The sequence below is a fragment of the Thalassobacillus devorans genome, from assembly GCF_900176565.1.
In the GTDB taxonomy this organism is placed as follows: domain Bacteria; phylum Bacillota; class Bacilli; order Bacillales; family Halobacillaceae; genus Thalassobacillus; species Thalassobacillus devorans_A.
In genome coordinates this window covers 14,277-35,561 of sequence record NZ_FXEH01000003.1, presented here as the reverse complement: position 1 = coordinate 35,561, position 21,285 = coordinate 14,277, and the positions used below count along the sequence as shown (strand labels likewise).

Annotated in this window: 17 protein-coding genes; 6 read left to right on the top strand and 11 right to left on the bottom strand. The window is 44.3% G+C overall.

Annotated features, from left to right (window positions below; translation table 11 throughout):
- Positions 1-7 precede the first annotated feature (7 nt).
- The 3 genes from B9Y67_RS00845 to B9Y67_RS00840 form a co-directional block, all read right to left on the bottom strand.
- Positions 8-1,429: an ATPase domain-containing protein gene (locus tag B9Y67_RS00845; RefSeq protein WP_085504917.1), complete on the bottom strand. Its 1,422-nt coding sequence runs from the start codon at positions 1,427-1,429 to the stop codon at positions 8-10.
- A 382-nt stretch (positions 1,430-1,811) separates the two neighbouring features.
- Complete coding sequence (locus B9Y67_RS20515) at positions 1,812-1,949, bottom strand: hypothetical protein (protein WP_176223875.1); 138 nt, start codon at positions 1,947-1,949, stop codon at positions 1,812-1,814.
- Complete coding sequence (locus tag B9Y67_RS00840) at positions 1,946-3,211, bottom strand: helix-turn-helix domain-containing protein (protein WP_139823692.1); 1,266 nt, start codon at positions 3,209-3,211, stop codon at positions 1,946-1,948. Before B9Y67_RS00840 ends, B9Y67_RS20515 begins: the two co-directional genes overlap by 4 nt.
- Positions 3,212-3,477: 266 nt before the next feature.
- Here B9Y67_RS00840 and B9Y67_RS00835 point away from each other — a divergent pair, with 266 nt between their 5' ends.
- Positions 3,478-4,689, top strand: coding sequence for a S8 family peptidase (locus tag B9Y67_RS00835; RefSeq protein WP_085504915.1), 1,212 nt, complete (start codon positions 3,478-3,480; stop codon positions 4,687-4,689).
- Positions 4,690-4,757: 68 nt separating this feature from the next.
- On the opposite strand, the gene B9Y67_RS00830 is transcribed toward B9Y67_RS00835, so the two are convergent.
- The 3 genes from B9Y67_RS00830 to B9Y67_RS00820 all read right to left on the bottom strand — a co-directional run bounded on the left by B9Y67_RS00830 (position 4,758) and on the right by B9Y67_RS00820 (position 9,310).
- Positions 4,758-5,660, bottom strand: coding sequence for a Gfo/Idh/MocA family protein (locus tag B9Y67_RS00830; protein ID WP_176223874.1), 903 nt, complete (start codon positions 5,658-5,660; stop codon positions 4,758-4,760).
- 274 nt (positions 5,661-5,934) lie between these two features.
- Positions 5,935-7,632, bottom strand: a complete 1,698-nt coding sequence (gene ggt / locus B9Y67_RS00825) for a gamma-glutamyltransferase (protein ID WP_085505093.1) — start codon at positions 7,630-7,632, stop codon at positions 5,935-5,937.
- 229 nt (positions 7,633-7,861) lie between these two features.
- Complete coding sequence (locus B9Y67_RS00820; RefSeq protein WP_139823690.1) at positions 7,862-9,310, bottom strand: alanine/glycine:cation symporter family protein; 1,449 nt, start codon at positions 9,308-9,310, stop codon at positions 7,862-7,864.
- 254 nt (positions 9,311-9,564) lie between these two features.
- Here B9Y67_RS00820 and B9Y67_RS00815 point away from each other — a divergent pair, with 254 nt between their 5' ends.
- The 3 genes from B9Y67_RS00815 to B9Y67_RS00805 all read left to right on the top strand — a co-directional run bounded on the left by B9Y67_RS00815 (position 9,565) and on the right by B9Y67_RS00805 (position 13,232).
- Complete coding sequence (locus B9Y67_RS00815) at positions 9,565-10,671, top strand: oxidoreductase (protein ID WP_085504913.1); 1,107 nt, start codon at positions 9,565-9,567, stop codon at positions 10,669-10,671.
- Positions 10,672-10,875: 204 nt separating this feature from the next.
- A complete protein-coding gene (locus B9Y67_RS00810; protein ID WP_085504912.1) occupies positions 10,876-11,724 on the top strand; it encodes a glycerophosphodiester phosphodiesterase in 849 nt (282 codons plus the stop codon).
- A 446-nt stretch (positions 11,725-12,170) separates the two neighbouring features.
- Positions 12,171-13,232: an NAD(P)/FAD-dependent oxidoreductase gene (locus B9Y67_RS00805; RefSeq protein ID WP_085504911.1), complete on the top strand. Its 1,062-nt coding sequence runs from the start codon at positions 12,171-12,173 to the stop codon at positions 13,230-13,232.
- An 89-nt stretch (positions 13,233-13,321) separates the two neighbouring features.
- Here the strand turns inward: B9Y67_RS00805 and nadA are convergent, their stop codons facing one another.
- From nadA to nadB, 3 genes are read right to left on the bottom strand one after another with little or no spacing between them, the layout of a single operon-like run.
- Positions 13,322-14,428 (bottom strand): quinolinate synthase NadA, encoded by a 1,107-nt coding sequence (nadA, locus tag B9Y67_RS00800; protein ID WP_085504910.1) that lies wholly within the window; start codon positions 14,426-14,428, stop codon positions 13,322-13,324.
- Complete coding sequence (gene nadC, locus B9Y67_RS00795) at positions 14,425-15,279, bottom strand: carboxylating nicotinate-nucleotide diphosphorylase (protein ID WP_085504909.1); 855 nt, start codon at positions 15,277-15,279, stop codon at positions 14,425-14,427. The genes nadA and nadC overlap by 4 nt, the downstream gene beginning before the upstream one ends.
- Positions 15,248-16,813 (bottom strand): L-aspartate oxidase, encoded by a 1,566-nt coding sequence (nadB, locus tag B9Y67_RS00790; protein WP_254901654.1) that lies wholly within the window; start codon positions 16,811-16,813, stop codon positions 15,248-15,250. The genes nadC and nadB overlap by 32 nt, the downstream gene beginning before the upstream one ends.
- A gap of 106 nt (positions 16,814-16,919) precedes the next feature.
- Between nadB and B9Y67_RS00785 the strand changes: the two genes are divergently transcribed.
- Positions 16,920-18,062, top strand: coding sequence for an IscS subfamily cysteine desulfurase (locus B9Y67_RS00785; RefSeq protein ID WP_085504908.1), 1,143 nt, complete (start codon positions 16,920-16,922; stop codon positions 18,060-18,062).
- Between the two features lie 57 nt (positions 18,063-18,119).
- Positions 18,120-19,082: a threonine ammonia-lyase gene (locus tag B9Y67_RS00780; RefSeq protein WP_085504907.1), complete on the top strand. Its 963-nt coding sequence runs from the start codon at positions 18,120-18,122 to the stop codon at positions 19,080-19,082.
- A gap of 50 nt (positions 19,083-19,132) precedes the next feature.
- Here the strand turns inward: B9Y67_RS00780 and B9Y67_RS00775 are convergent, their stop codons facing one another.
- Both B9Y67_RS00775 and glmS read right to left on the bottom strand, forming a co-directional pair.
- On the bottom strand, positions 19,133-19,390 hold the full coding sequence (locus tag B9Y67_RS00775) for a hypothetical protein (RefSeq protein ID WP_062438563.1): 258 nt from the start codon (positions 19,388-19,390) through the stop codon (positions 19,133-19,135).
- Between the two features lie 24 nt (positions 19,391-19,414).
- Complete coding sequence (glmS, locus tag B9Y67_RS00770) at positions 19,415-21,220, bottom strand: glutamine--fructose-6-phosphate transaminase (isomerizing) (protein ID WP_085504906.1); 1,806 nt, start codon at positions 21,218-21,220, stop codon at positions 19,415-19,417.
- Positions 21,221-21,285 lie beyond the last annotated feature (65 nt).

Here is a 21,285-nt window from a genome sequence, read left to right as displayed (position 1 = left end):
TTCCCCCCTAAATCAAGCGGATAAACGGGTGCTCTTTCATACTCTCAAGTAGATAAGGTTCGGACAGCTGCCCATTAGATGCCTTGGTAACCTGCAGGTATTGATTCGACCCATCAACCCATGTCTTAAATACACCATTTGTGGTACGTTCCAGGAACGAAGCCACTTGTTCTCCTACTTCTTTGAAATTACATAATACCAGTACCGTCATTCCAAGCGACCTCGCAAAAGCCGCTTCTTTCGCAAATGAACTTAGTACATAATCAGTACCCCGCTCCGTGATAATCGTGTTCAAATCATAATAAACAAACCATTCCTTTTCTCCATTATGGAGCAAGGGATAACACTGATTCTTTAAAAATTGATTGTAATCATCGTTAGACAATTGATCCACATAGAATACGGAGTTCTCCCAGCCATCAGGTACAGAACGACGATAATGCTCGATAAAGTGAATCCGTTGCTTTCTGACCACTTCTTCTACATCAATATGGTGGTGAGAAAGCAGCTTATTTAAGTCGTCTATCGTCTGAGTGCTTGAAAGTACCGTCAACACATTGTCGCCGATTCTTAACCGCTCAGAAAGAATGGAGCCAATGACAGGCATATAATTGGCACGGCTGTTGGTATCAAGCATGTAAACGGCTCCCCGGTCCATTCCACCATAAAGCTGGCGGTCAAGTCCCTGGATCCCTGTAGAAACCTTTTCTGATTCAGCGCCCTGATAATCCATTACAGTTTGAGCAGCAATCATTGGATAGAGCCCACGATCTGTAATCTTGTAGGTGTGTTCTCCTTCAATCACTCGTGTTCCTCGCATTTTGACCACTTCAAGTGTCCGCTTCCGAAATACATCTAAATGAGCACGGACGTTTAAGCGTATCACACCATCCACAATGAAATAAGAATCCGGAACATGACTGATATTCAAGTCAGATCTTTCCTGAATCAACAAGGAAACCAAACCGAATTTCCGTAAAATATTACGAAGCTGATACAATAAACGTCGTTCATCAAAACTATCTTCCTTAGCTAAATATCGGAATAAGCTGATGCTGTCAATTACGATTCGCTTGCACTCTATTTCCCTGATCATTTGTTCCATCAACCCATCAGGTTCCAACAACTGCTCCATAAAAATATCGGGCGACATCCCTATGACTCTCAACTTCCCTGCTTTCTCCTGCTTCATTAAATCCCATCCGAACGATGATTTCATATCATCATAGATTTGATCTGGAAATTCTTCAAATGTAATCAATATCCCCGCTTCATCCTTTTGCGCAATTCCTTCATATAGGAATTGTACGCCCAAAGTCGTTTTTCCTGTTCCTGGTGCTCCATCAATAATGACGGTAGATTGTGCGGGAATTCCCCCGGATAATATAGTATCCAGTCCATGAATACCTGTAGTGATCTGTTTTTGCATCCGTTCACCTACTCCATCTATCTTTATATTTCTGCTCTTTGGATTATATGGAAAGGTGTCAACCTCATCTTAACTGACCCCCGTTAAGATACATATCCCCTACCATTCTTATTTGTTATATCTAGGAGCAGATTTTTATGTAAGAAGACAACATTTTGTTCTGACTGCCATCCTCATCCCTCTCTCTTCCTCACTATTAAAACTTTACCCTTCTCTTTTCCTATAAATCGGTCCTTTCGCTTCAAATAAACCAATACTTTCGACCTATTTTTTGCGTCGATTCGACATTAACTGACTTAGAAAATACAGGTTTATTTATCTTTAAATACACAAAAGGACTCCTCCCTTTTGAATAGGAATGGAGTCCTTTTGCCGCTAAGTATCAATACTCTGGATGATCTTCATCGGAGAAGTTAGGAGTCTCAGGGGTATAGGCTGCGCTGTCATTCATTGGAGTACCATAAACCGCTGCTGTGCTGACGATTAGGAGTAATAACACTTTCAATAGTCCTTTTTTCAACTGATTTCACCTCCTTGATTTAATATCAATTTGTAAAACTCATTCGCTTTTTTATAATGAAAATTTTCTTCATAATATAGTGCAGCTTTTTGGCCATAGCGACTAATACTTTTTTTATCATTTACTTTCAAAAAGTAAGGAAGTGCGATGTCGTTGATATATTGATAGTAATCATCGCTTTCTCCCGCCAACTCCAGTTTCTTGAGCTTAAATTGGATGGTCGTATCCGGCTCATGATCATCATTTTCAAGCACTTCGTCGACCCATGCCATGGCCTGTCCGGTTTCTCCGCGCTGTTGATGGGCATGGATGACGCGTAGCACGGTGCTATAGTACCCTTTGCTGTATTCCTTCTTAATTTCCAGCGCTTTGTAATAGTAACTTAGCGCTGCCTCCAGTTCCCCCTTTTCAGCATAGAGAAAACCGAGATTATGATATGTCTTTCCGACCAGCTGTGTATCGTTGATCGATTGACTGATACGGAGAATATCTTTGAAAACTTTCTCCGCACTGTCATACCTTTTTATTCTCAAAAAGTTGATTCCCAGGATAACCTGACAGTCTACTCCCCGGTGGATGTTCATCGTCTGATCAAAATATCGTTTGGCAGATTGACTGTAGTAGATAGCAAGCGAGGAATGGCTGATGTGACTATAGGTAAGCGCAAGGTGATAGAGTAGCTCCGATTCATGGATACCTTGTTCTTTAGCGAATTCTTCAGCCTCATGAAGTTTCAGCAGTCCATCCTTGTAATGCTGCTTCAAGCAATCTATTAATCCTGAAAAGTAAAGATAGTAGAAAGTCTGGTAACGATCCAGCTTATTTTCTTTTGCAACAAGCTTTTGGAGGGACATTTCAGCCTGTAACGTGTCGTGTTTACGTATGAAATAACGAATAGCAATCAATTGGAACCAGATTGTCAAATCAGGATAATAGTGCAAAGGAAGAGATTCCAGTTTCTGATAATAACTTTCCATTTGGCTGTCATTTTTACTTGTTATACAACTGTACCAATGTTCCATATCTTCCAAAACTTCCTGGACCCGTGATACCTGAGACCGATAATCAACTTTCAGTTTTTCAAGGAGAAGGGAAACTGTCTCAGGATTGGGATCAGAAATCCGCTGATTCTCCAGCTTGCTCAAATATGGTACGGAACATACGCCGCGAGAAAGCTCGTTTTGGGTCAATCGTTGTTTCACACGCTCCAGATAAATAAGCTTTCCATAATCTACTTTTTGGTATTTATCTGTTAACTCCACGATACCCCTCCGATTATTCAATTGGTAGAAAAATGTCGATTTTTCCTTACTATCATTGTACCGGAACCCCACAGATAAAAAATCAGAAGGTAGACTTATGTATGTAGGTATATAGGACTATTAATGGATTAAATCACTTTCGAAAATCGGCTTCATTCCCCCTTTTGAGGCCCACGATTCTGCCGGTTTTTCTCAACAAGAATCAGCAGGATTCTCCCTCGTTCTGCGTGAAGTTGTATAGTAACCCAAACAAAGGAGGAAGTAGTATGAAATTAAAGAAAGTTGCTGGTTTGTCCCTGTCACTTGCACTGTCACTTGCTGTATTACCTGCCGTAGGAGAAGCATCACCTAAGGTGGACCTTACAGAATCCAACGCCTCTCCAATGAAACAGGTTGAAAAAGGCACAGTAGATTATGTAAAAGGGGAAGTGGTCGTAAAATTTAAGGATAATGTGAAGCAGTCAGCCAAAAAAGAAGCGATCGCTCAGGCGAATGCCAAGGTGAAGCCTGATGTGGATGCGGTGGAATCGGAATTCGATGTTTTGGAAGTAGGGAATGTCGAAGCTGTTGTGAAAGCATTGAACAATAATCCTAACGTGGAATATGCAGAACCAAATTATAAATTCAACGTCACTTGGACGCCTAATGATACTTACTATAGCGGCTATCAGTATGGTCCGCAAAATACAAATACGGAACAAGCCTGGAACGTCACCCGGGGAAGCAGCAGCCAGGAAATTGCCATTATCGATTCAGGCGTCGATTATAACCATCCTGATTTAGACGGAAAAACTATTCGTGGCTATGATTTTGTTGATAACGATTATTACCCGATGGATGAAAACGACCACGGCACACATGTCGCCGGTACTGCTGCTGCTGAAACAAATAACTCCCAGGGTGTTGCCGGGATGGCACCAAACACCAGAATCCTGGCGGTACGTGCACTCGATGCCAATGGTGGCGGATCCCTCGCTAACATAGCTGATGCCATTACTTATTCTGCTGACCAGGGAGCAGAAGTCATCAACCTGTCCCTTGGCTGTAACTGTGATACCACTACATTAGAAAATGCGGTGAACTATGCCTGGAATAAAGGTTCCGTTATTATCGCTGCCGCTGGTAATGATGGGGTATCCACAACATTTGAACCGGCTTCCTACGCTAATGTCATTGCTGTTGGTGCAGTCGATCGTTATGATCGTAAGGCTTCTTTCTCCAATTATGGCACGTGGGTAGATGTCACAGCCCCTGGTGTTGATATTGCCTCCACAGTTCCTGGTGGCGGTTACGCCTATATGTCCGGTACATCCATGGCTTCTCCTCATGTAGCCGGCCTGGCTGGACTGTTGGCCGCACAAGGCAAGAGCAACTGGCAAATCCGCCAGGACATTGAACAATCCGCAGATGCCATCAGCGGAACCGGCTACTACTTTGAGCATGGTCGTATCGATTCTTACGGCGCTGTTTTAAGATAATTTGAAAAATCACAAGCCTCCTTGCGTACAAGGAGGCTTGTTTTTGAAAGAAAATGCAAAAGCCATAATTACTCCCCGATTGTCCGGACAATCTTTTCCGCAATCAAGTGAGGCTGCAAATCGCGGTCATAGTTTTCAGGAGCTGTTGACCCCTTCTCAACAGCTTCTAAAAATGCAGCGGTCACACTGTGGAACCCTCGCTTTAACAGGGTCGGCTCCCAGTCATCGCTTCCATGGTTTAAAATACTTTTATCCTTATGGGTGGTAATATCACTTACATTCATGACGGTACGTGTCTCACTCACACTCATAACCTCCACTTTTTCCTCCGTGGTCCCTGCTTCCCGGTTCATAATTCCGATGGCTATGCCCTCTTTCGCTAACAGCTGAATGACGACATGATGAAGCTTTCCATCCTTCTTTTTTCCTTGTATGTTAATATCCTGGATTGCGTATGGAAAAAGGTAAAGCAGCGTATCGATCACATGAATGAAATCATCAAAGACAAATGTGCGGACATCAGTCGCCTGGCGGCCACGATTTTTCTGCATGACAATCATATTCGGGTCCGCCAACTCTTTCAGCTTTTGATATGGCGGTGCAAATCTTCTGTTAAAGCCTGTCATCAATATCAAACCTTTATTCTTCGCCTTTTCCACTAATCGCGAAGAAACTTCTCCATGATAACTGATAGGCTTATCGATATATACATGAATGCCATGATCAAGCAATTGGTCTACTATCATTTCATGGGAGTCCGTGGAAGAATGGACAAAAGCTGCTTCCATGCCACTAGCCAGCCAGTCATCCATGCTATGATATGTATGGTTGAGATGATATTTAGCCGCGACTTCCTCCAGTACTTTCTCATTTCTTGTACACACATGGAGTTCAATACCTGGGACCTGGCTCAACACTGGCAGGTACGCCTTTTGCGCAATATCCCCAATTCCTATCATTCCAATCTTCACGTTAACACCCCTCACTTTTGATACTACCATTCTAACGCTGTTTCCCATGGTTATCCAATAAAGGGCTGTCTAGTAAATGACGAATCCGTCGAGTAAAAACCAAATAATGTCTAGTAATATTCCCATTATGTCGAATAAAAACTTCAAAGTGTCTAGTTAGTCTCCATAATTGTCTAGTAACCACATGGTGGAGTCTAGTATGGAAACTTTATTGCTAGTAAGAGCCAGCTTTTCGTATGCAAAAGAGGACAGCCCCATGGCTGCCCCCCTATCATTATTTCTTTCCAGCAGTTTTATCCAGTCCAATGGCGGTCCCTTCCCGGGTAGAATCCGCGGCTCCGATAAAGCTGCCGTCCTCCAGTATTTTTATAGCCTGGACGTTCCCAATGTTCACAGGCGAGCGCTGCCATTCATGACCCCATGCTTCCATGGTTTCTCTTGTGCTCGCTGGTATCCCTTCTTCCCACCTGATTTGTGGGTAGGAGGAGCTGTAAATTCTCGGTTCTTCAATAGCATCCTGCAATCCCATGTCGTAGTCGATGACATTGATAATTGTCTGCAATACCGAGGTGATGATTGTCGGGCCGCCCGGTGATCCCACCGTCATGAACGGTTCGCCATCTTTAAACACAATCGTCGGGCTCATACTGCTCATCGGACGCTTATTTGGCTCTACCTGATTAGGTCCACCAGGAACCGCATCAAAGTCAGTCAGTTCATTGTTCAACATAAAACCATAGCCTGGCACCATGATACCCGTTCCGAATACCTGTTCAATCGTAGTCGTGTAAGAAACAAGATTTCCCCATTTATCCGCTACAGTAAAATGAGTCGTTTCTCCAATTTCACGATCATCCGGCTGAGCTGCTGCCTCAGCTGGCTCGCCATCCTGATAAGCCCATGGATCCCCTGGCTCGACATTGTCATTCGCTTCCCAAAGTTCAATCAGTGACCTTCTTTCAGCCAGGTAGTCTTCGTTCAACATGCCTTCCATCGGCACATCAACAAACTGTGTATCGCCTATATACGTGTTGCGGTCAGCATAAGCAAGGTGCATAGCTTCCGCAAGCAGGTGGTACTTTTCCGGGGATTTCACGTCATAGTCGGAAAGATCGAATCCCTCTAATATTTTCAACATCTGCAGGATAGTTAATCCACCTGAGCTTGGCGGCGACATAGAAGCTATTTCATAGCCACGATAAGTTCCTGTAACAGGCTCATCGATAGTAAGTTCATAATTTTCAAGGTCCTGGCTTGTCATACTGCCGTCAAAATCCTGGACCGTATCTGCAAGGGCCTGGCCGATTTCTCCGCCGTAGAATGCATCTACCCCATCTTTACGTATCTTCTTAAATGTATCAGCTAAATCCCTTTGTACTAAAATATCACCTTCCTGAAGCGGTTCTCCATCTGGCATGAACACTTCCGCAGCGGCACTCCTGGCCAGTTTATCCTGGTTGTCGGCAATCGCATCGGCAAGTACGCCATTCACTTCTACACCACTGTGAGCAAGCTTAATCGCAGGGTTAATCAATTGATTGAACGGCTTTATGCCCCATCGTTCATGGGCTTCCATCAAACCTTTCAATGTACCAGGGACACCCACAGCGTCACCGCTGATGTGACGTTCAGAGAAAGGGATGACATTGCCGTCTTCGTCTAGAAACATATCAGGCGTTGCACCAGCAGGAGCTCGTTCACGGCTGTCAATGATCGATACATCATCTGCTTCTGCATCGTAGACCATCATAAACCCGCCACCGCCAATTCCTGACATCATCGGCTCGGTTACATTAAGTGCAAACTGGATGGCTATGGCTGCATCCATTGCTGTTCCACCTTTTTTCAGCACATCTGCCCCAATTTTTGACGCATCAGGATGTGCAGTGGCCACCATACCTTCTGATCCATAGGCCACCTTGTCACCGGTTCGGTCCGGAGCCTTGGCAAACAAATCAGCAGGAAAAGACATCGAGAACACTAATGCTAATAGGACAAAAATGGATAAAAAGCGAGTAATCTTCTGATTCACTTTACTTTCCTCCTTTCTAGTCTACCTTTAATTTTACTGAAAATTCTGAACTAAATACTACTACGTTAAGACCTATTTTGTTAGTGCTAAAGACACAATTTTCTCCAGTACAACTGATTTTTCTGCAAAAAAAGAGAAGTCCCGACAACGGAACTTCTCTCTTCACTACTTATTTTTCTTTATACGTGTTCGGTTTTCTCTCCCAGGCTTCTAAATTCTTGATCCCTGGAATGCTATTTTTATAGAAGACAGGTGTTTGGCCGAGCTTCCGTTGTCTTTGATAATCATCAAGGGCAGCGACTGCTATCTTAGTCAATAGAGCAATAGCGATCAAGTTGACGAGCGCCATGGAGCCCATGAATAGGTCTGCCAGTCCCCAGATGATTTCAATTTCACTCATAGACCCGACCAGTACCATGATCAAAAATGCAATCCGGAAAACATGAATATACATTTTATTTTCTGAGATGAACTGGAGATTAGTCTCACCATAATAGTAGTTGCCCAACAGAGAACTGAAGGCGAAAAAGAAAATAGTGATAGCTACAAGGGCATCCGCCCAGCTGCCAAGGTGAGTGTTCAAGGCCAGCTGTGTCAATTGGATACCATCCATCTCACCAACGGTATGAACATCTGCTAATAGAATGATAAATGCCGTAGAACTACAGATAATCAATGTATCTGTAAATACTCCAAGCGTCTGGACAAGCCCTTGTTCGACCGGGTGTTTTACATAGGAAGTAGCAGCCGCGTTCGGCGCACTACCCATACCTGCTTCGTTCGAGAATAACCCACGCTGAATCCCATTCATCAGAGCTGCCCCGATACCACCGCCGGCAATTTCCCTGATACCTAATGCATTACTTACGATAAGAGAAATGATACCTGGCAACTGATCAATATTGAGCATCATAATAATGAAGGCTACGATAATATAAGCTACCGCAAATACAGGGACGATTACCTCGGCAACTACGGCAATACGTCTGATCCCTCCATACACAACAATTCCGATCATTGCCGCTATAATAAAGCCGATAATAAGCGGGTGAATATTATAAGCGCCTGTAAATGCCTGAGAAATCGTATTGGCTTGCACCGCGTTAAAAATCAGCCCAAAACAAAGAGTAATCAGGATAGCGAATAAAACACCCATCCACCGTTTTCCAAGCGCCCTTTCCATATAATAGGCGGGACCGCCGCGGAAACCGTCTTTATCTTTCACTTTATACATTTGGGCAAGTGTACTCTCAACAAACCCTGTCGCAGCTCCGACTAAGGCAATCATCCACATCCAGAATACTGCTCCCGGACCTCCGACAGAGATTGCGATGGCGACACCTGCAAGGTTTCCTGTTCCGACACGGGCAGCAGTACTAATCGCAAACGCCTGAAATGGTGTCGTACCTTTTCTCTCTTTGAAACCTGTATGGTCTGTTCCCTTGATTAAGAGGAGGACCATTTCTTTTAGCATCCGAAACTGGACAAAACGTGACCGAACAGTGAACCAGACACCTAATGCGAGCAATAAACCAATAAGAATATAAGTCCACAGCAGGTTGTTTCCGGCATTGACAAGATCACCGAGCCACGTATCCATTGTCAGCCATTTTTCCATAAAATCGCTCCTTTAAAAATTTTGAGAAAATTTCACACAATATTCATAATAACAAAAATGAGGCCACAGATGAAGCGATTACACCAATGGTAATTGATTACACCGACTCCTCAATGATTTATTTTTACCCTTCGTTCGTTAGATTCAACCCTTTTTCTTACATTTTAATAGAGAGAATGAGCACTTCATTTGCCATTTAAGAACCCTGGATTTAAGATTGTTTTCAAAACTTCCACGAAAAGGAGAAGTCATCTATGAATAAAGAACTCTTTAATCCAATAAACATCAAAAATCAATCACTGAAAAACCGATTGGCGGTCGCTCCAATGACACGTGTCAGCGCAGAAGATGACGGCAGGGCTTCCAACCGGATGAAGTATTATTACTCTCGCTTTGCAAAAGGCGGCTTTGGGACAGTAATATCTGAGGGGATCTATCTGGATGAAAGCTATAGCCAGGGATATAATAATCAGCCGGGGCTTGCCAATGACAAGCATGTCCAAAGCTGGAAGCCCGTTGTTGACGCCGTTCACAATTATGATGCTGTTTTCATTGCCCAATTAATGCATGCAGGCGGACAGGGACAAGGGAATGCATATGTAACGGAGTCCATCGCTCCATCTGAGGTGCCGCCAAAGGGCGAGCAGCTCGAGTTTTATGGAGGGTCAGGTCCTTTTCCAAAACCTAGAAAGATGACAGAGCAGGATATCACATCTGCCAAACAAGCTTTTGTAGATGGGGCTCTCAACGCAAAGCAATCCGGCTTTGATGGGGTTGAAATTCACGGGGCTAATGGTTATCTGCTCGATCAATTTTTAACAGATTATTTGAATCAGCGAGAAGATCAATATGGCGGTTCTCTCAAAAATCGGCTTCGGATCATGCTAGAGATCATTGAAGAAGTTCGTAAAGAAGTTGGGGAGGAATTCATTATCGGAATCCGAATTTCCCAAATTAAAGTAGCCGATCCCGACCATAAGTGGGCTGGCGGTGAAGACGATGCCTCGTTTATTTTCTCGGAGTTAAGCAAAACTTCCCTTGATTATATTCATGTGACAGATTCCGATGCGACTGCCCCAGCCTTTGGCGAGGGGTCTAGAACATTAGCAAAAGCTGCCAGGGATTTTGGGAGCCTCCCAGTAATAGCTAATGGTAATCTCGGGAATCCCGAGAAAGCTGCCAAAATGATTAAGAAAGAAGAAGCGGACATCATTTCCCTTGGTACCAGTGCTCTCGCTAATCCTGACTTTCCTAATCGAGTCAAACAAGGTATAGAACTAACAGACTTCGATTTTGAGAATACACTACTTCCACACGCCCACATTAAAGATAGCGAATTGAATGTGAAAATTACAGAATGATCATACAGCCAGGCAGACAAGCTGCCTGGCTTTTTTATGCCTTTTCCTTCCTAGTCCTTTTATCATATATAAGTAAACAATTTAAGGAATTTCGGCCTTATTTTTGTAACATTAGCTAAACAAAACCAAAACACCAGGTTTATCCATGCTAAATATTTCTTCGCTACAGTTAAACTTGAACATTGCGAAGGGAGAGAAGAAAAAATGAAACAATGGGTATCTGCTTTATCTGCAGGAGCATTAGCTATTATGGTGTTCTTTGCTCCGGGAGGAAGTGCTTTTGCAAACGAGGGCATAGCGACGAAAGATCAAAAACAAGTACTTAACATCGCTCACCGCGGGGCTTCTGGCTATGCGCCGGAAAACACGATGGCTGCTTTTGAAAAAAGTGTAGAAATGAAAGCAGACATGTTTGAATTGGACGTACAAATGAGTAAAGATGGAGAATTGGTAGTTATCCATGACACGACGGTTGACCGTACAACAGACGGTACAGGAAGTGTAAAAGATTTAACCCTGGAAGAGTTAAAAAGCCTGGATGCCGGAAGCTGGTTCGGTGAATCCTTTACCGGTGAAACCATTCCCACCCTTAGCGAAGTCCTTGATGAATACAGAGGAAGGACTGGGATTTTGATCGAGCTGAAATCTCCTTCCCTCTACCCGGGCATCGAACAAAAAGTTGCCGAGGAGCTAACAGCCCGTAATTTAGACAAGCCGGAAAACGAAAAAATCATTGTCCAATCATTCAACCATGAATCCATGCAAAAATTCCATGAGCTTCTTCCACAAGTTCCAGTAGGTGTTCTGCTTGGTTACAGTCCAGAAGGAATTTCAGATGAGCAGTTGGATAGGTATAAAGCATACGCAGACTATGTTAACCCTAGTAAAAGCATGGTTGATGCCTCGCTTGTAGAACGAATCCATGACTACAATATGAAAACGCACCCTTGGACAGTAAGAGACCGTGAATCTGCTAATTTTTTATTAGAAGCTGGCGCTGACGGCATCATTACAGACTATCCAGATTACGTAGCTCCACACCCACCGAAATAATAGACACTTCCCTTTATTGACCGGCTCACTATGAGCCGGTCATTTATTTATTTGTAAGCATCAACTAAAGGTTTATAGGTAAAACTTAATATAAAAGAGACCAAGTTTTTCTCAATCAAACGTTTGAACAAGGGAAGCTTTTTTGTCGATTACAACCTTTGCAGATAAAAGCTTCTGTCGAATAAGAAAATTTCCACTCCTCCCCCACTGCGAGGGAACTCTTAAGGGTTGCTTACCGGGTTTTTACTGATTCCTGCGCTGAAAGTTTCAAAACATATCTCCCAGGGAAAATGATTTAACACTATTTGTATTATTTTTATGGGATTTTTCTAGTCTTTCGACATGTTTTTTGATAATCTTTAGGATGGACAGTAAGAAAGCGTTTTAACATAGAAGGTCATGTTCTTCCATCTAATAATCAGTACAATCTTAAAAGGGGTATAAATATGAAGAGATTAGTCATTTTAGGAGGCGGCTATGGCGGTGTCAAAATACTATTGAACCTGCTTGATAAAGGGCTGCCGAAAGACACCCATATCACTATGATAGACAGAAACCCGTACCACTCCTTGAAAACAGAATTTTATGCAATTGCCGCCGGAACGGAATCAGATAAAAATGTCCGTATTGAGTTTCCTGAACATGATCGAGTCGATTATGTATACGGGGAAATAGAAAAAATCGATACGGATCAAGAGCACATTATCGTCCGTGATAATCGAGAACCGGTGGAGTATGATTATTTGGTCATCGGTCTTGGGTGTGAAGATAACTACCATGGCATAACAGGTGCCAAAGAATTCACCGAAAGTGTCCAAACATTTTCAAAAGCGAGACATACCGGCTATGTTATCAATAATCTTAAAGCTTATGGCATGGTTTCCGTTGTCGGAGCCGGCTTGAGCGGAATCGAGGTCGCTTCTGAAATAAGGGAAAGCAGACCAGACTTGAATATCCGTTTGTTAGATCGTGGCGAAACTGTTTTAAGAGCTTTCGATAAAAAAATTCAGGACTATGTAGAAGAATGGTTCGAAAAAAATGATGTAGAAGTGATCCATAATGCTAATGTTGAATACGTAGAAAAAGACGGCGTATGCAATAACGGCATCTGTTACGTCAATGATGTAACCATTTGGACTGCTGGTGTACGACCAAACTTCCTGGTCCGGGAACTGCCATTCGAAAAAGATTCGCAGGAAAAAATCATCCTGAACGATTTCTATCAGGTACCGGAGAAACCGAATGTATACGTAGTCGGTGACTGTGCCGCTTCTGAATATTCTCCAAGTGCTCAGTTGGCTGGGCAGCAAGGCGAACAAATTGCCGAGGTCTTATCCGCTGTATTGAGAGAAAAAGAACCGGAAAAACCAGGAGAAATCAAATTGAAAGGTGCACTAGGCTCGCTTGGAAAATCCGATGGTTTTGGAAACATGCTCCAAAAACCAGTGACCGGATTGCTTCCACGTCTTGCTAAATCCGGTGTGTTATGGTTGAACAAACGGCATTAACCAACTCAAAAAGGCTGCCCATAAGTCTGCAACCGACTTACTTGGGCAACCTTTTTTATTTGCTCTGTTGAATAGAATTTGAACTTTCCTTATGCTCTTTCCAGCATACGTGCTAAAGCTTTCTTTGCGTTACCAGCAATAGCTTCCGGCACTTCAATGTTATTATGGGGTTCACCTTTTTCTATTGTTTCGAGACACCAGGCCAGGTGAGGAAGGTCTATCCGGTTCATCGTCAGGCAAGGACACATATTCGGGTTTAAGGAAATGATATGCTTATCGGGATGGTCTGCAATGATGCGGTTGACAAGGTTCATTTCTGTACCGATGGCCCAGGCACTACCCGCAGGAGCTGCCTGGATCTTCTGGATAATATAATTGGTCGACCCAGCCTCATCAGCAAGTGCTACCACTTCCCTCCGGCACTCAGGGTGGACGATGACCTTCATGTCCGGATATTGGTCACGAACCTGTCTCACATTGGCTATCGTAAAGTTTTCATGTACGGAACAATGCCCTTTCCATAGGATCACTTTGACTTCTTCCAGCGGACATTCATGGATTAATTCCTCCATCAGCGGATCCCACACCGCCATGTATTCCAAGGGTATTCCTAAATTAAATGCAGTATTTCTGCCTAAATGCTGATCAGGCAAAAATAATATCCGTTCTTTTTGTGTAAAAGCCCAGCGTACCATCTTCTCCGCATTAGAGGAAGTGACGGTAGCACCGGAATGTTTCCCAACGAATGCTTTAATAGCCGCCGTCGAATTGACATACGTAAGCGGTAATATCGTATCATCGAACCTATCCATTAAAGCTTCCCATGCCCTTTCTGTCTGCTGCAAGTCTGCCATGTCCGCCATGGAACACCCCGCACGCATATCCGGCAGATAAACGGTTTGATCCTGCTTCGTTAAAATATCAGCGGTTTCTGCCATAAAATGTACTCCACAAAAAACGATGGCTTCAGCCTCCTGGTTTTCCGCTGATAATTGGGCAAGTTTTAAAGAGTCACCTCGTGCATCAGCGAACTGGATGACTTCATCCTTCTGATAATGATGACCGGGAAGGAAAAGCCGCTTCCCCATCCGCTCTTTTACACCCTGTACTCGCGCTTCTAGTTCACTTTTGCTCATTTGCCTATAATTGTCAGGCAGCATCGGACTTTTCTTCTCTAAAGCTTCTAATAGATTCATGATGAAAGACTCCTTTCCATGATGGGAACTTTCGCACTGATATCAAGAGCAGGCGCTGAATGAGTCAGGCAGCCAAGAGATATATAATCGACACCGCAATCACGAAAACTTGCCAGCTGATCCATCGCTATTCCTCCTGACGCCTCTGTCTTTATCGAACCAGGGACCAGCTGGACGAGTCCTTTGATTTCTTCCGGACTCCGGTTATCAAACATAATGCAATCTACTTCTGCTTTCACAGCTGCTGCAACTTGTTCTTCATTTTCTGTTTCTACTTCAATTTTCACCATATGTCCCAGTCTGTCCCGCAGTTTACGCACCGCCTCATCTAATGACCCGGCAAAAGCGATATGATTATCTTTAAGCATGACGGCATCATAGAGACCATTCCGGTGGTTGTACCCGCCGCCAGTACGGACCGCATATTTTTCTAACATTCGGAGTCCGGGAGTTGTTTTTCGTGTATCACAAATTCTTGTATGGTCACTGGCAAGATTCTGCACAGCCTGCCTGGTCAGCGTCGCAATACCGCTCATCCGCTGGAGAAGGTTGAGAATAACACGCTCTCCTTTCAGCAGGCTGGCCATATTTCCATAGACTCTTGCAATCTCATCACCTGCCTGCAGTTGATGTCCATCCTGTTGCCATACCTCTATTTCCACCTCAGGATCGATTATGCCGTAGCCAGTGGTAATAACATCCGTGCCACATAATATTCCTACCTGTTTGGCCTGGAAGCGAATTTCCCCTTTCGTATCCCGGTCAAATAACACATCACTGGTAAGGTCCTGATCGCCGATATCCTCTATAAAGAATTCCTCAAGTGAACGCCGGAGCTTCAGTAGATTCATAGATTTCACCCTTCTTTCTATTTTTTTGTAACTGGATATGTCTTTGCTGCCATTCACTGTTTTCGTTCGGAAAATCTTCTCGGAAGTGACCGCCCCTGCTTTCTGTCCTGACAAGCGCGGATGTAGTGACCAGCCAGGAAGTGATGAGCATAAACACACGGCTTATCTGGCTGGTAGATAGTGCGTCCAGGTTTTCAGGTATGAAAAAGGATTCTATCCATTCTTTTTGCTTCCGCAGTTCGTTCCCTGTCCGCATGATACCGACACGCTCTATCATCGATTGCTGAATTTCCATAACGGCAGGAAGCATTATTTCTCGCTGTTCCAGGTTTCCTGATAACGCATGGTATCGGGGAACCTCCCAAGCCTGTTGGTTGAGATGGGCTGCCAGTCGTTTTCCATAGACCAGCCCTTCTAATAGCGAATTACTAGCCAGACGGTTTGCTCCATGAACCCCCGTACAAGCTACTTCACCAATCGCATAAAGTCCATCTACAGTTGTTCTGCCTGCTTCATCTGTTTTGACTCCCCCCATTAGAAAATGAGCTCCTGGTGCAACAGGTATTTTTCCTTTTTCCAAATCCACCCCGTTTGCTTTACAAAGCTGTGCGACCGTAGGGAATTTCTTTGAGAAATGAGTGATGTTTGTCATATTTAAAAAAACACTTCTTCCCTGGCTGATGCAGTCAAAGATCGCCTGGGCTACAATATGACGTGCAGCTAAGTCCTCCTGCGGGTGCACCCCTTTCATGATCCTTCTCCCGCTTTCATCGACGAGTACTGCCCCTTCTCCCCTTACCGCTTCCGTAACCAAACCTTTGATATCTCCGTTGATAGAAAGCATCGTAGGGTGGAATTGCACAAATTCCATATCGACAAGCTCTGCGCCCGCAAGGTAGGCAAGTGCAAGCCCATCTCCAGTCACGGTTTCGGCATTGGAAGTGGCAGCGTAAAGCTGTCCGCATCCTCCAGTCGCTAATACGACATGGGGAGCCATATAAGTACTGATGGTTCCATCTCGTCCCTTGCTTTTCACCCCATAGCATTTACCTTGTTCATCAGTGAGCAATTGAAAGACAAATTCATGCTCTTTAACGGACACATTGGCTCCAATCTTCCCCAAAAGGCAGTTGACAAGACGTTTTCCGGTCTGATCCCCGCCCCCATGGACAATTCGATTCCAACGATGGGACCCTTCTCTCCCCAAAACTATTTCTCCTCGCTCATCTCGATCAAACGCACAGCCTGCTTCTAACAATTCGCGGATAACAGAAGGAGCCTGTCGGGTCAATTGGCTGACTGCTTCCGGATCATTGAGTCCTCTGCCTGCTTCTATCGTATCTATGTAATGCGCATACGGATCATCTTCGGGCGCTAATGCTGCTGCCACACCTCCTTGGGCATGAAAAGAATTACTCGTCTTTACTTCTGACTTTGTGAGTACAATCACATTCATATCCCAGCGTAAGTTTGCCAGCAGTTGTAAGGCCGCAATGCCACTTCCCACAATAATTACTTCTGACTGTTCCATCATGCTGGGCACTCCTTTGATTTTACATGTGTCTTGACACTTATATTTACATAGAATTAAACTTATGGCAAGTGCTTTTTTCTGGTACGAATAAGAGGGAGTGATACCTATGAGATACTTTGATTATGCAGCAACTTGTCCCATAGACGATACAGCCTTGAACATATACCACGATGTTTCCAGGGACTACTTTGGTAATACAGAAAGCCTCCATGATGAAGGAACAAAAGCTGGCACACTGCTGGAGCACTGTCGGGAAATTCTGGCAGATGCCATAGGGGTTGAAAGTGAAGGGTTATATTTTACAAGCGGTGGAACAGAAAGTAACCATTTGGGAATACACTCGTTAGCAAAAGCTGGGAGTGGAAAGCATATTATTTCGTCGCAAGCCGAACACTCCTCCGTTCACCACGCGTTGGAAATGATGGAGAAAGAGGGTTTTGAGGTTACGAAAATCCCATTTACCAAAGAGGGTTTTGTCGATATGGATAACTTAGAAAAAGCTATCCGAAAAGATACGGTCCTCGTAACTGTCCAAATGATGAACGGGGAAATCGGTACATTTCAGCCAATAGAAGAAATCTCTTCTATTTGCCGGAAAAATAGGATTTATTTTCATAGCGATTGTGTCCAGGCATTAGGAAAAGTCGATATGAAAGCCTACACCCCCCTCCTCGATAGTTTTTCCCTATCAAGCCATAAAATTTATGGTCCTAAGGGTGTCGGAGCTGTTTACCTTTCCCCTTCTGTACCACTACCATCTGAGGTAAGGCACGGGTCACACGAAAAGGGGATACGGTCAGGTACCGTAAACCTCCCGGGAGTTGCCGCCTTTACAGCCGCTTCCCAGGAAAATATCCATCAGTTATGTAAACACCAGGAACACTTCCGACATTTGAGAAACCTATTCAGACACACTCTATTGCCTGTAGAGAACCAAATAAAAATCGTCGGGAAAACGGCAGTCGAATCGACGATCATAGGAATGCTGGTACCGGGATTGGAGGGGCAATGGACCATGCTTGAAGCCAACCGCAGGGGCTGTGCCATCTCCACAGGAAGCGCCTGCTCCATTCATCAGCAAACTCCTTCGAAAACTTTACTAGCCATGGGGTATTCAGAGGAAGAGGCGAAAACATTTATCCGTATTTCATTTGGTAAACATACCACCGCTGACGATGTAACAGCCTTGGGAGGTTGCCTGAAGGAAGTGATCGACGTCCGCCACTATGTCACAAGGGTAAAAGTCTGAATAGATGCCCCCCTTTCTGCTAGAATGATAGTAATTGAATCAGAAAGGAGCATCCTGATGATTACTGTTCAAGATATTCATGCAGCTAAGGCAGCTATTTCCAAGATCATCCATACAACTCCCATCCTGCAATCTGAACAACTATCCAGACTGTGTAATAACCAGATTTTTCTAAAGTCCGAACACCTTCAAAAAACAGGTTCTTTTAAAATCCGGGGCGCTACTAATAAAGTAAAGCATGCCGTGCAGGAAGGGGCAAAATCGATCACAGCCGCTTCTTCCGGAAACCACGGACAGGCAGTTGCTTACATCGCCAATCAACTCGGTGTTCCTGCTACCATCGTCGTGCCGACAGATGCCAGTCAATGCAAAGTGGAAGCCATCCAGGCTTATAAAGGAAAAATTGAAACATGCGGCACCACGTCAGCCGAACGGATTCCCAGAGCAAAACAGCTCGCCGAAGACCAGACAGGTGTTTATATCCCTCCTTACGACGATCCTTATATCATGGCGGGTCAGGGGACTGTCGGACTGGAGATTTTAGAGCAAGTAAAAGATGCAGACGCCATAGTGGTACCAGTTGGCGGTGGAGGCCTCATCTCCGGAATTTTAACGGCTATCAAAGAAACCAACCCAAGCATCAAAGTCTACGGAGCAGAGCCGAAAATCGCTAATGACACGTACCTGTCGCTAAACAATAATAAAATTACAGCCATTCCAGCCACCAGCACGATTGCTGACGGGCTGCGTACTTCTCAGCCTGGTGATTTAACCTTTCCGGTACTGCAAAAGTACCTCGATGACCTTGTTTTAGTTTCAGAAGCAGAAATCCGCTTCGCTTTCAGTTTTGTTATGGAACGGATGAAGCAGTTGATTGAACCCTCGAGCGCTGTTGCAATCGCCGCACTGATCCACAGCAGACTGCCCTTGGAAAACAAAAAAGTAGTGACCGTCGTTTCAGGCGGCAATGTAGATATAAGCAGAGTAGGGGAACTGATCGTTCCTACGAATCGTCAATGAAAATGCCCCCAGTTACTAGTTGTAACTGGGGGCATCGTGATGCACACATTTTATTTTTCAATAGACTCATCAAATAGATCTGTCATTTTAGCTACGTGTTCGTATGTGAACTCAAAGGCCATCCTGATCTCACCATATCCTGGCTGATAGACATAGCCTTGAACCTCATAGCTGCCTTCGTTTTCTCTAACTTTTGTGAGGTGGAAGTAACGCTGGATATACTGCGCCATTTCTTCCAATTTCCTATTGCGGACTTTGATCCATTGATCCCTTAGTTCCTCTGTCGGAAAATCCGATTCCTTTAGCATGTGTACACTCCTTTTGAGAGTTATTTATTCCACTGTAACACTTTTGGCAAGGTTACGTGGCTTATCTACGTCACAATCACGGTGAAGCGCTGCGTAATAGGAAATCAACTGTAATGGAAGGACAGAAACAATCGGTGTCAGCAGCTCATGTACTTTCGGCAGTACGAAGCTGTCACCGTCTTTTTCCAGACCTTTCATACTGATTACGCAAGCATTTGCTCCACGAGCAATGACTTCCTGTACATTGCCGCGGATCGAGTCATTGACGCCTTCCTGTGTAGCAAGGGCGATGACTGGTGTTCCTTCTTCGATCAATGCAATAGTACCATGCTTCAACTCACCGCCGGCAAAACCTTCTGCCTGGATGTAAGAAATCTCTTTCAGCTTCAAGGCCCCTTCCACACCAACATAGTAATCGATGCTGCGGCCGATAAAGAAGCAGTTGCGTGTTGTTGCTAAGAAGTCACGAGCCAAGTCCTCGAATACTTCTTTCTGGTCAGCTAAGGCTTCCATAGCATTCGCTACGATGGCGAGTTCCTGCATTGGATCGAATTCAAGCTCGATGCCTTTCGCTTTTGCTGTATCTACAGCTAAGATAGCCAGAACAGCCATTTGAGCTGTATAGGCTTTGGTAGAAGCTACTGCGATTTCTGGTCCTGCATGCAAGTGCAAGGTGTAATCTGCTTCACGAGAAAGGGTGGACCCTGGCACATTCGTAATCGTCAATGCCGGATGTCCTAATTGCTTTGTTTGGACCAGTACGGCACGGCTGTCTGCCGTTTCCCCACTTTGAGAAATATAGACGAAAAGCGGCTTCTCTGACAACAATGGCATGTTGTAGGAGAATTCACTTGCTACGTGTACTTCTACAGGGATTTTGGCAAACTTTTCGATGAATTGCTTCCCGATCAAACCTGCATGGTAACTGGTACCTGCAGCGATGATATAAATACGGTCACAATCCTTCATCGCCTGGCGTACATCCGGGTCCAGTTTGATTTCATTGTCTTCATTTTGATATTCCTGGATGATTCGACGGAGCACTAACGGCTGTTCGTCAATTTCTTTCAGCATAAAGTGAGGGTAGGTCCCCTTTTCAATATCTGACTCATTCAGTTCAGCTGTAAAAGGCTCGCGCTCTTCTACCTTAGAACCATCAAGCTTCAGGATTTCTACAGAGTCACGGCGCAACAGGACAGTTTCTTTATCCATCAATTCAAGAAATTGATCTGTCACTTGAAGCATTGCCATGGAGTCACTGGCAACGACATTGAAGCCGTCTCCCAACCCTACAAGAAGCGGACTCTTGTTTTTTGCGATATAAATCGTATCCTTATCTTCTGCATCAATTAAAGCAATCGCATAAGAGCCTTTCAACAGTTCTACAGCTTTACGGAATGCAGCCGCTACGTCCTTCATTTCATTATACAGTACTTCAATCAACTGTACGATAATTTCTGTATCGGTCTGACTCTTTAATTCCATATCCCCAAGGTATTCCTTGCGTACTTCCAGATAGTTTTCAATGACACCATTATGAACGATGGTAAAACGCCCGGATGTACTTTGATGCGGATGAGCATTTTCCTGGCTTGGCGGTCCATGTGTCGCCCAGCGCGTATGTCCAATTCCAAGCGTTGCCTCTACGTTATCGTCAACAGCCTCACGAAGCTGTGCAATCCGTCCCTTAACTTTTGCAATGTACGCATCTTCATCATTCAACGTTGCGATACCTGCGGAGTCATAACCACGGTATTCCAGCTTTTCCAGCCCTTTTAATAAAATCTCTTTCGAATCATCATATCCAATATATCCTACAATTCCACACATGTCGGTATTTCCTCCTTAAATCTCCTCAGAAGGGGCAGAGACCGGCACCCGTGAGGGGCAAGTTC

Bases quoted from the DNA above. Each gene is read 5' to 3' on its own strand.
- B9Y67_RS00845 (WP_085504917.1), bottom strand. From the start codon at position 1,429: ATGCAAAAACAGATCACTACAGGTATTCATGGACTGGATACTATATTA.
- B9Y67_RS00835 (WP_085504915.1), top strand. From the start codon at position 3,478: ATGAAATTAAAGAAAGTTGCTGGTTTGTCCCTGTCACTTGCACTGTCA.
- ggt (WP_085505093.1), bottom strand. From the start codon at position 7,632: ATGTCTTTTCCTGCTGATTTGTTTGCCAAGGCTCCGGACCGAACCGGT.
- B9Y67_RS00820 (WP_139823690.1), bottom strand. From the start codon at position 9,310: ATGGAAAAATGGCTGACAATGGATACGTGGCTCGGTGATCTTGTCAAT.
- B9Y67_RS00815 (WP_085504913.1), top strand. From the start codon at position 9,565: ATGAATAAAGAACTCTTTAATCCAATAAACATCAAAAATCAATCACTG.
- B9Y67_RS00810 (WP_085504912.1), top strand. From the start codon at position 10,876: ATGAAACAATGGGTATCTGCTTTATCTGCAGGAGCATTAGCTATTATG.
- B9Y67_RS00805 (WP_085504911.1), top strand. From the start codon at position 12,171: ATGAAGAGATTAGTCATTTTAGGAGGCGGCTATGGCGGTGTCAAAATA.
- nadA (WP_085504910.1), bottom strand. From the start codon at position 14,428: ATGAATCTATTAGAAGCTTTAGAGAAGAAAAGTCCGATGCTGCCTGAC.
- nadC (WP_085504909.1), bottom strand. From the start codon at position 15,279: ATGAATCTACTGAAGCTCCGGCGTTCACTTGAGGAATTCTTTATAGAG.
- nadB (WP_254901654.1), bottom strand. From the start codon at position 16,813: ATGATGGAACAGTCAGAAGTAATTATTGTGGGAAGTGGCATTGCGGCC.
- B9Y67_RS00785 (WP_085504908.1), top strand. From the start codon at position 16,920: ATGAGATACTTTGATTATGCAGCAACTTGTCCCATAGACGATACAGCC.
- B9Y67_RS00780 (WP_085504907.1), top strand. From the start codon at position 18,120: ATGATTACTGTTCAAGATATTCATGCAGCTAAGGCAGCTATTTCCAAG.
- B9Y67_RS00775 (WP_062438563.1), bottom strand. From the start codon at position 19,390: ATGCTAAAGGAATCGGATTTTCCGACAGAGGAACTAAGGGATCAATGG.
- glmS (WP_085504906.1), bottom strand. From the start codon at position 21,220: ATGTGTGGAATTGTAGGATATATTGGATATGATGATTCGAAAGAGATT.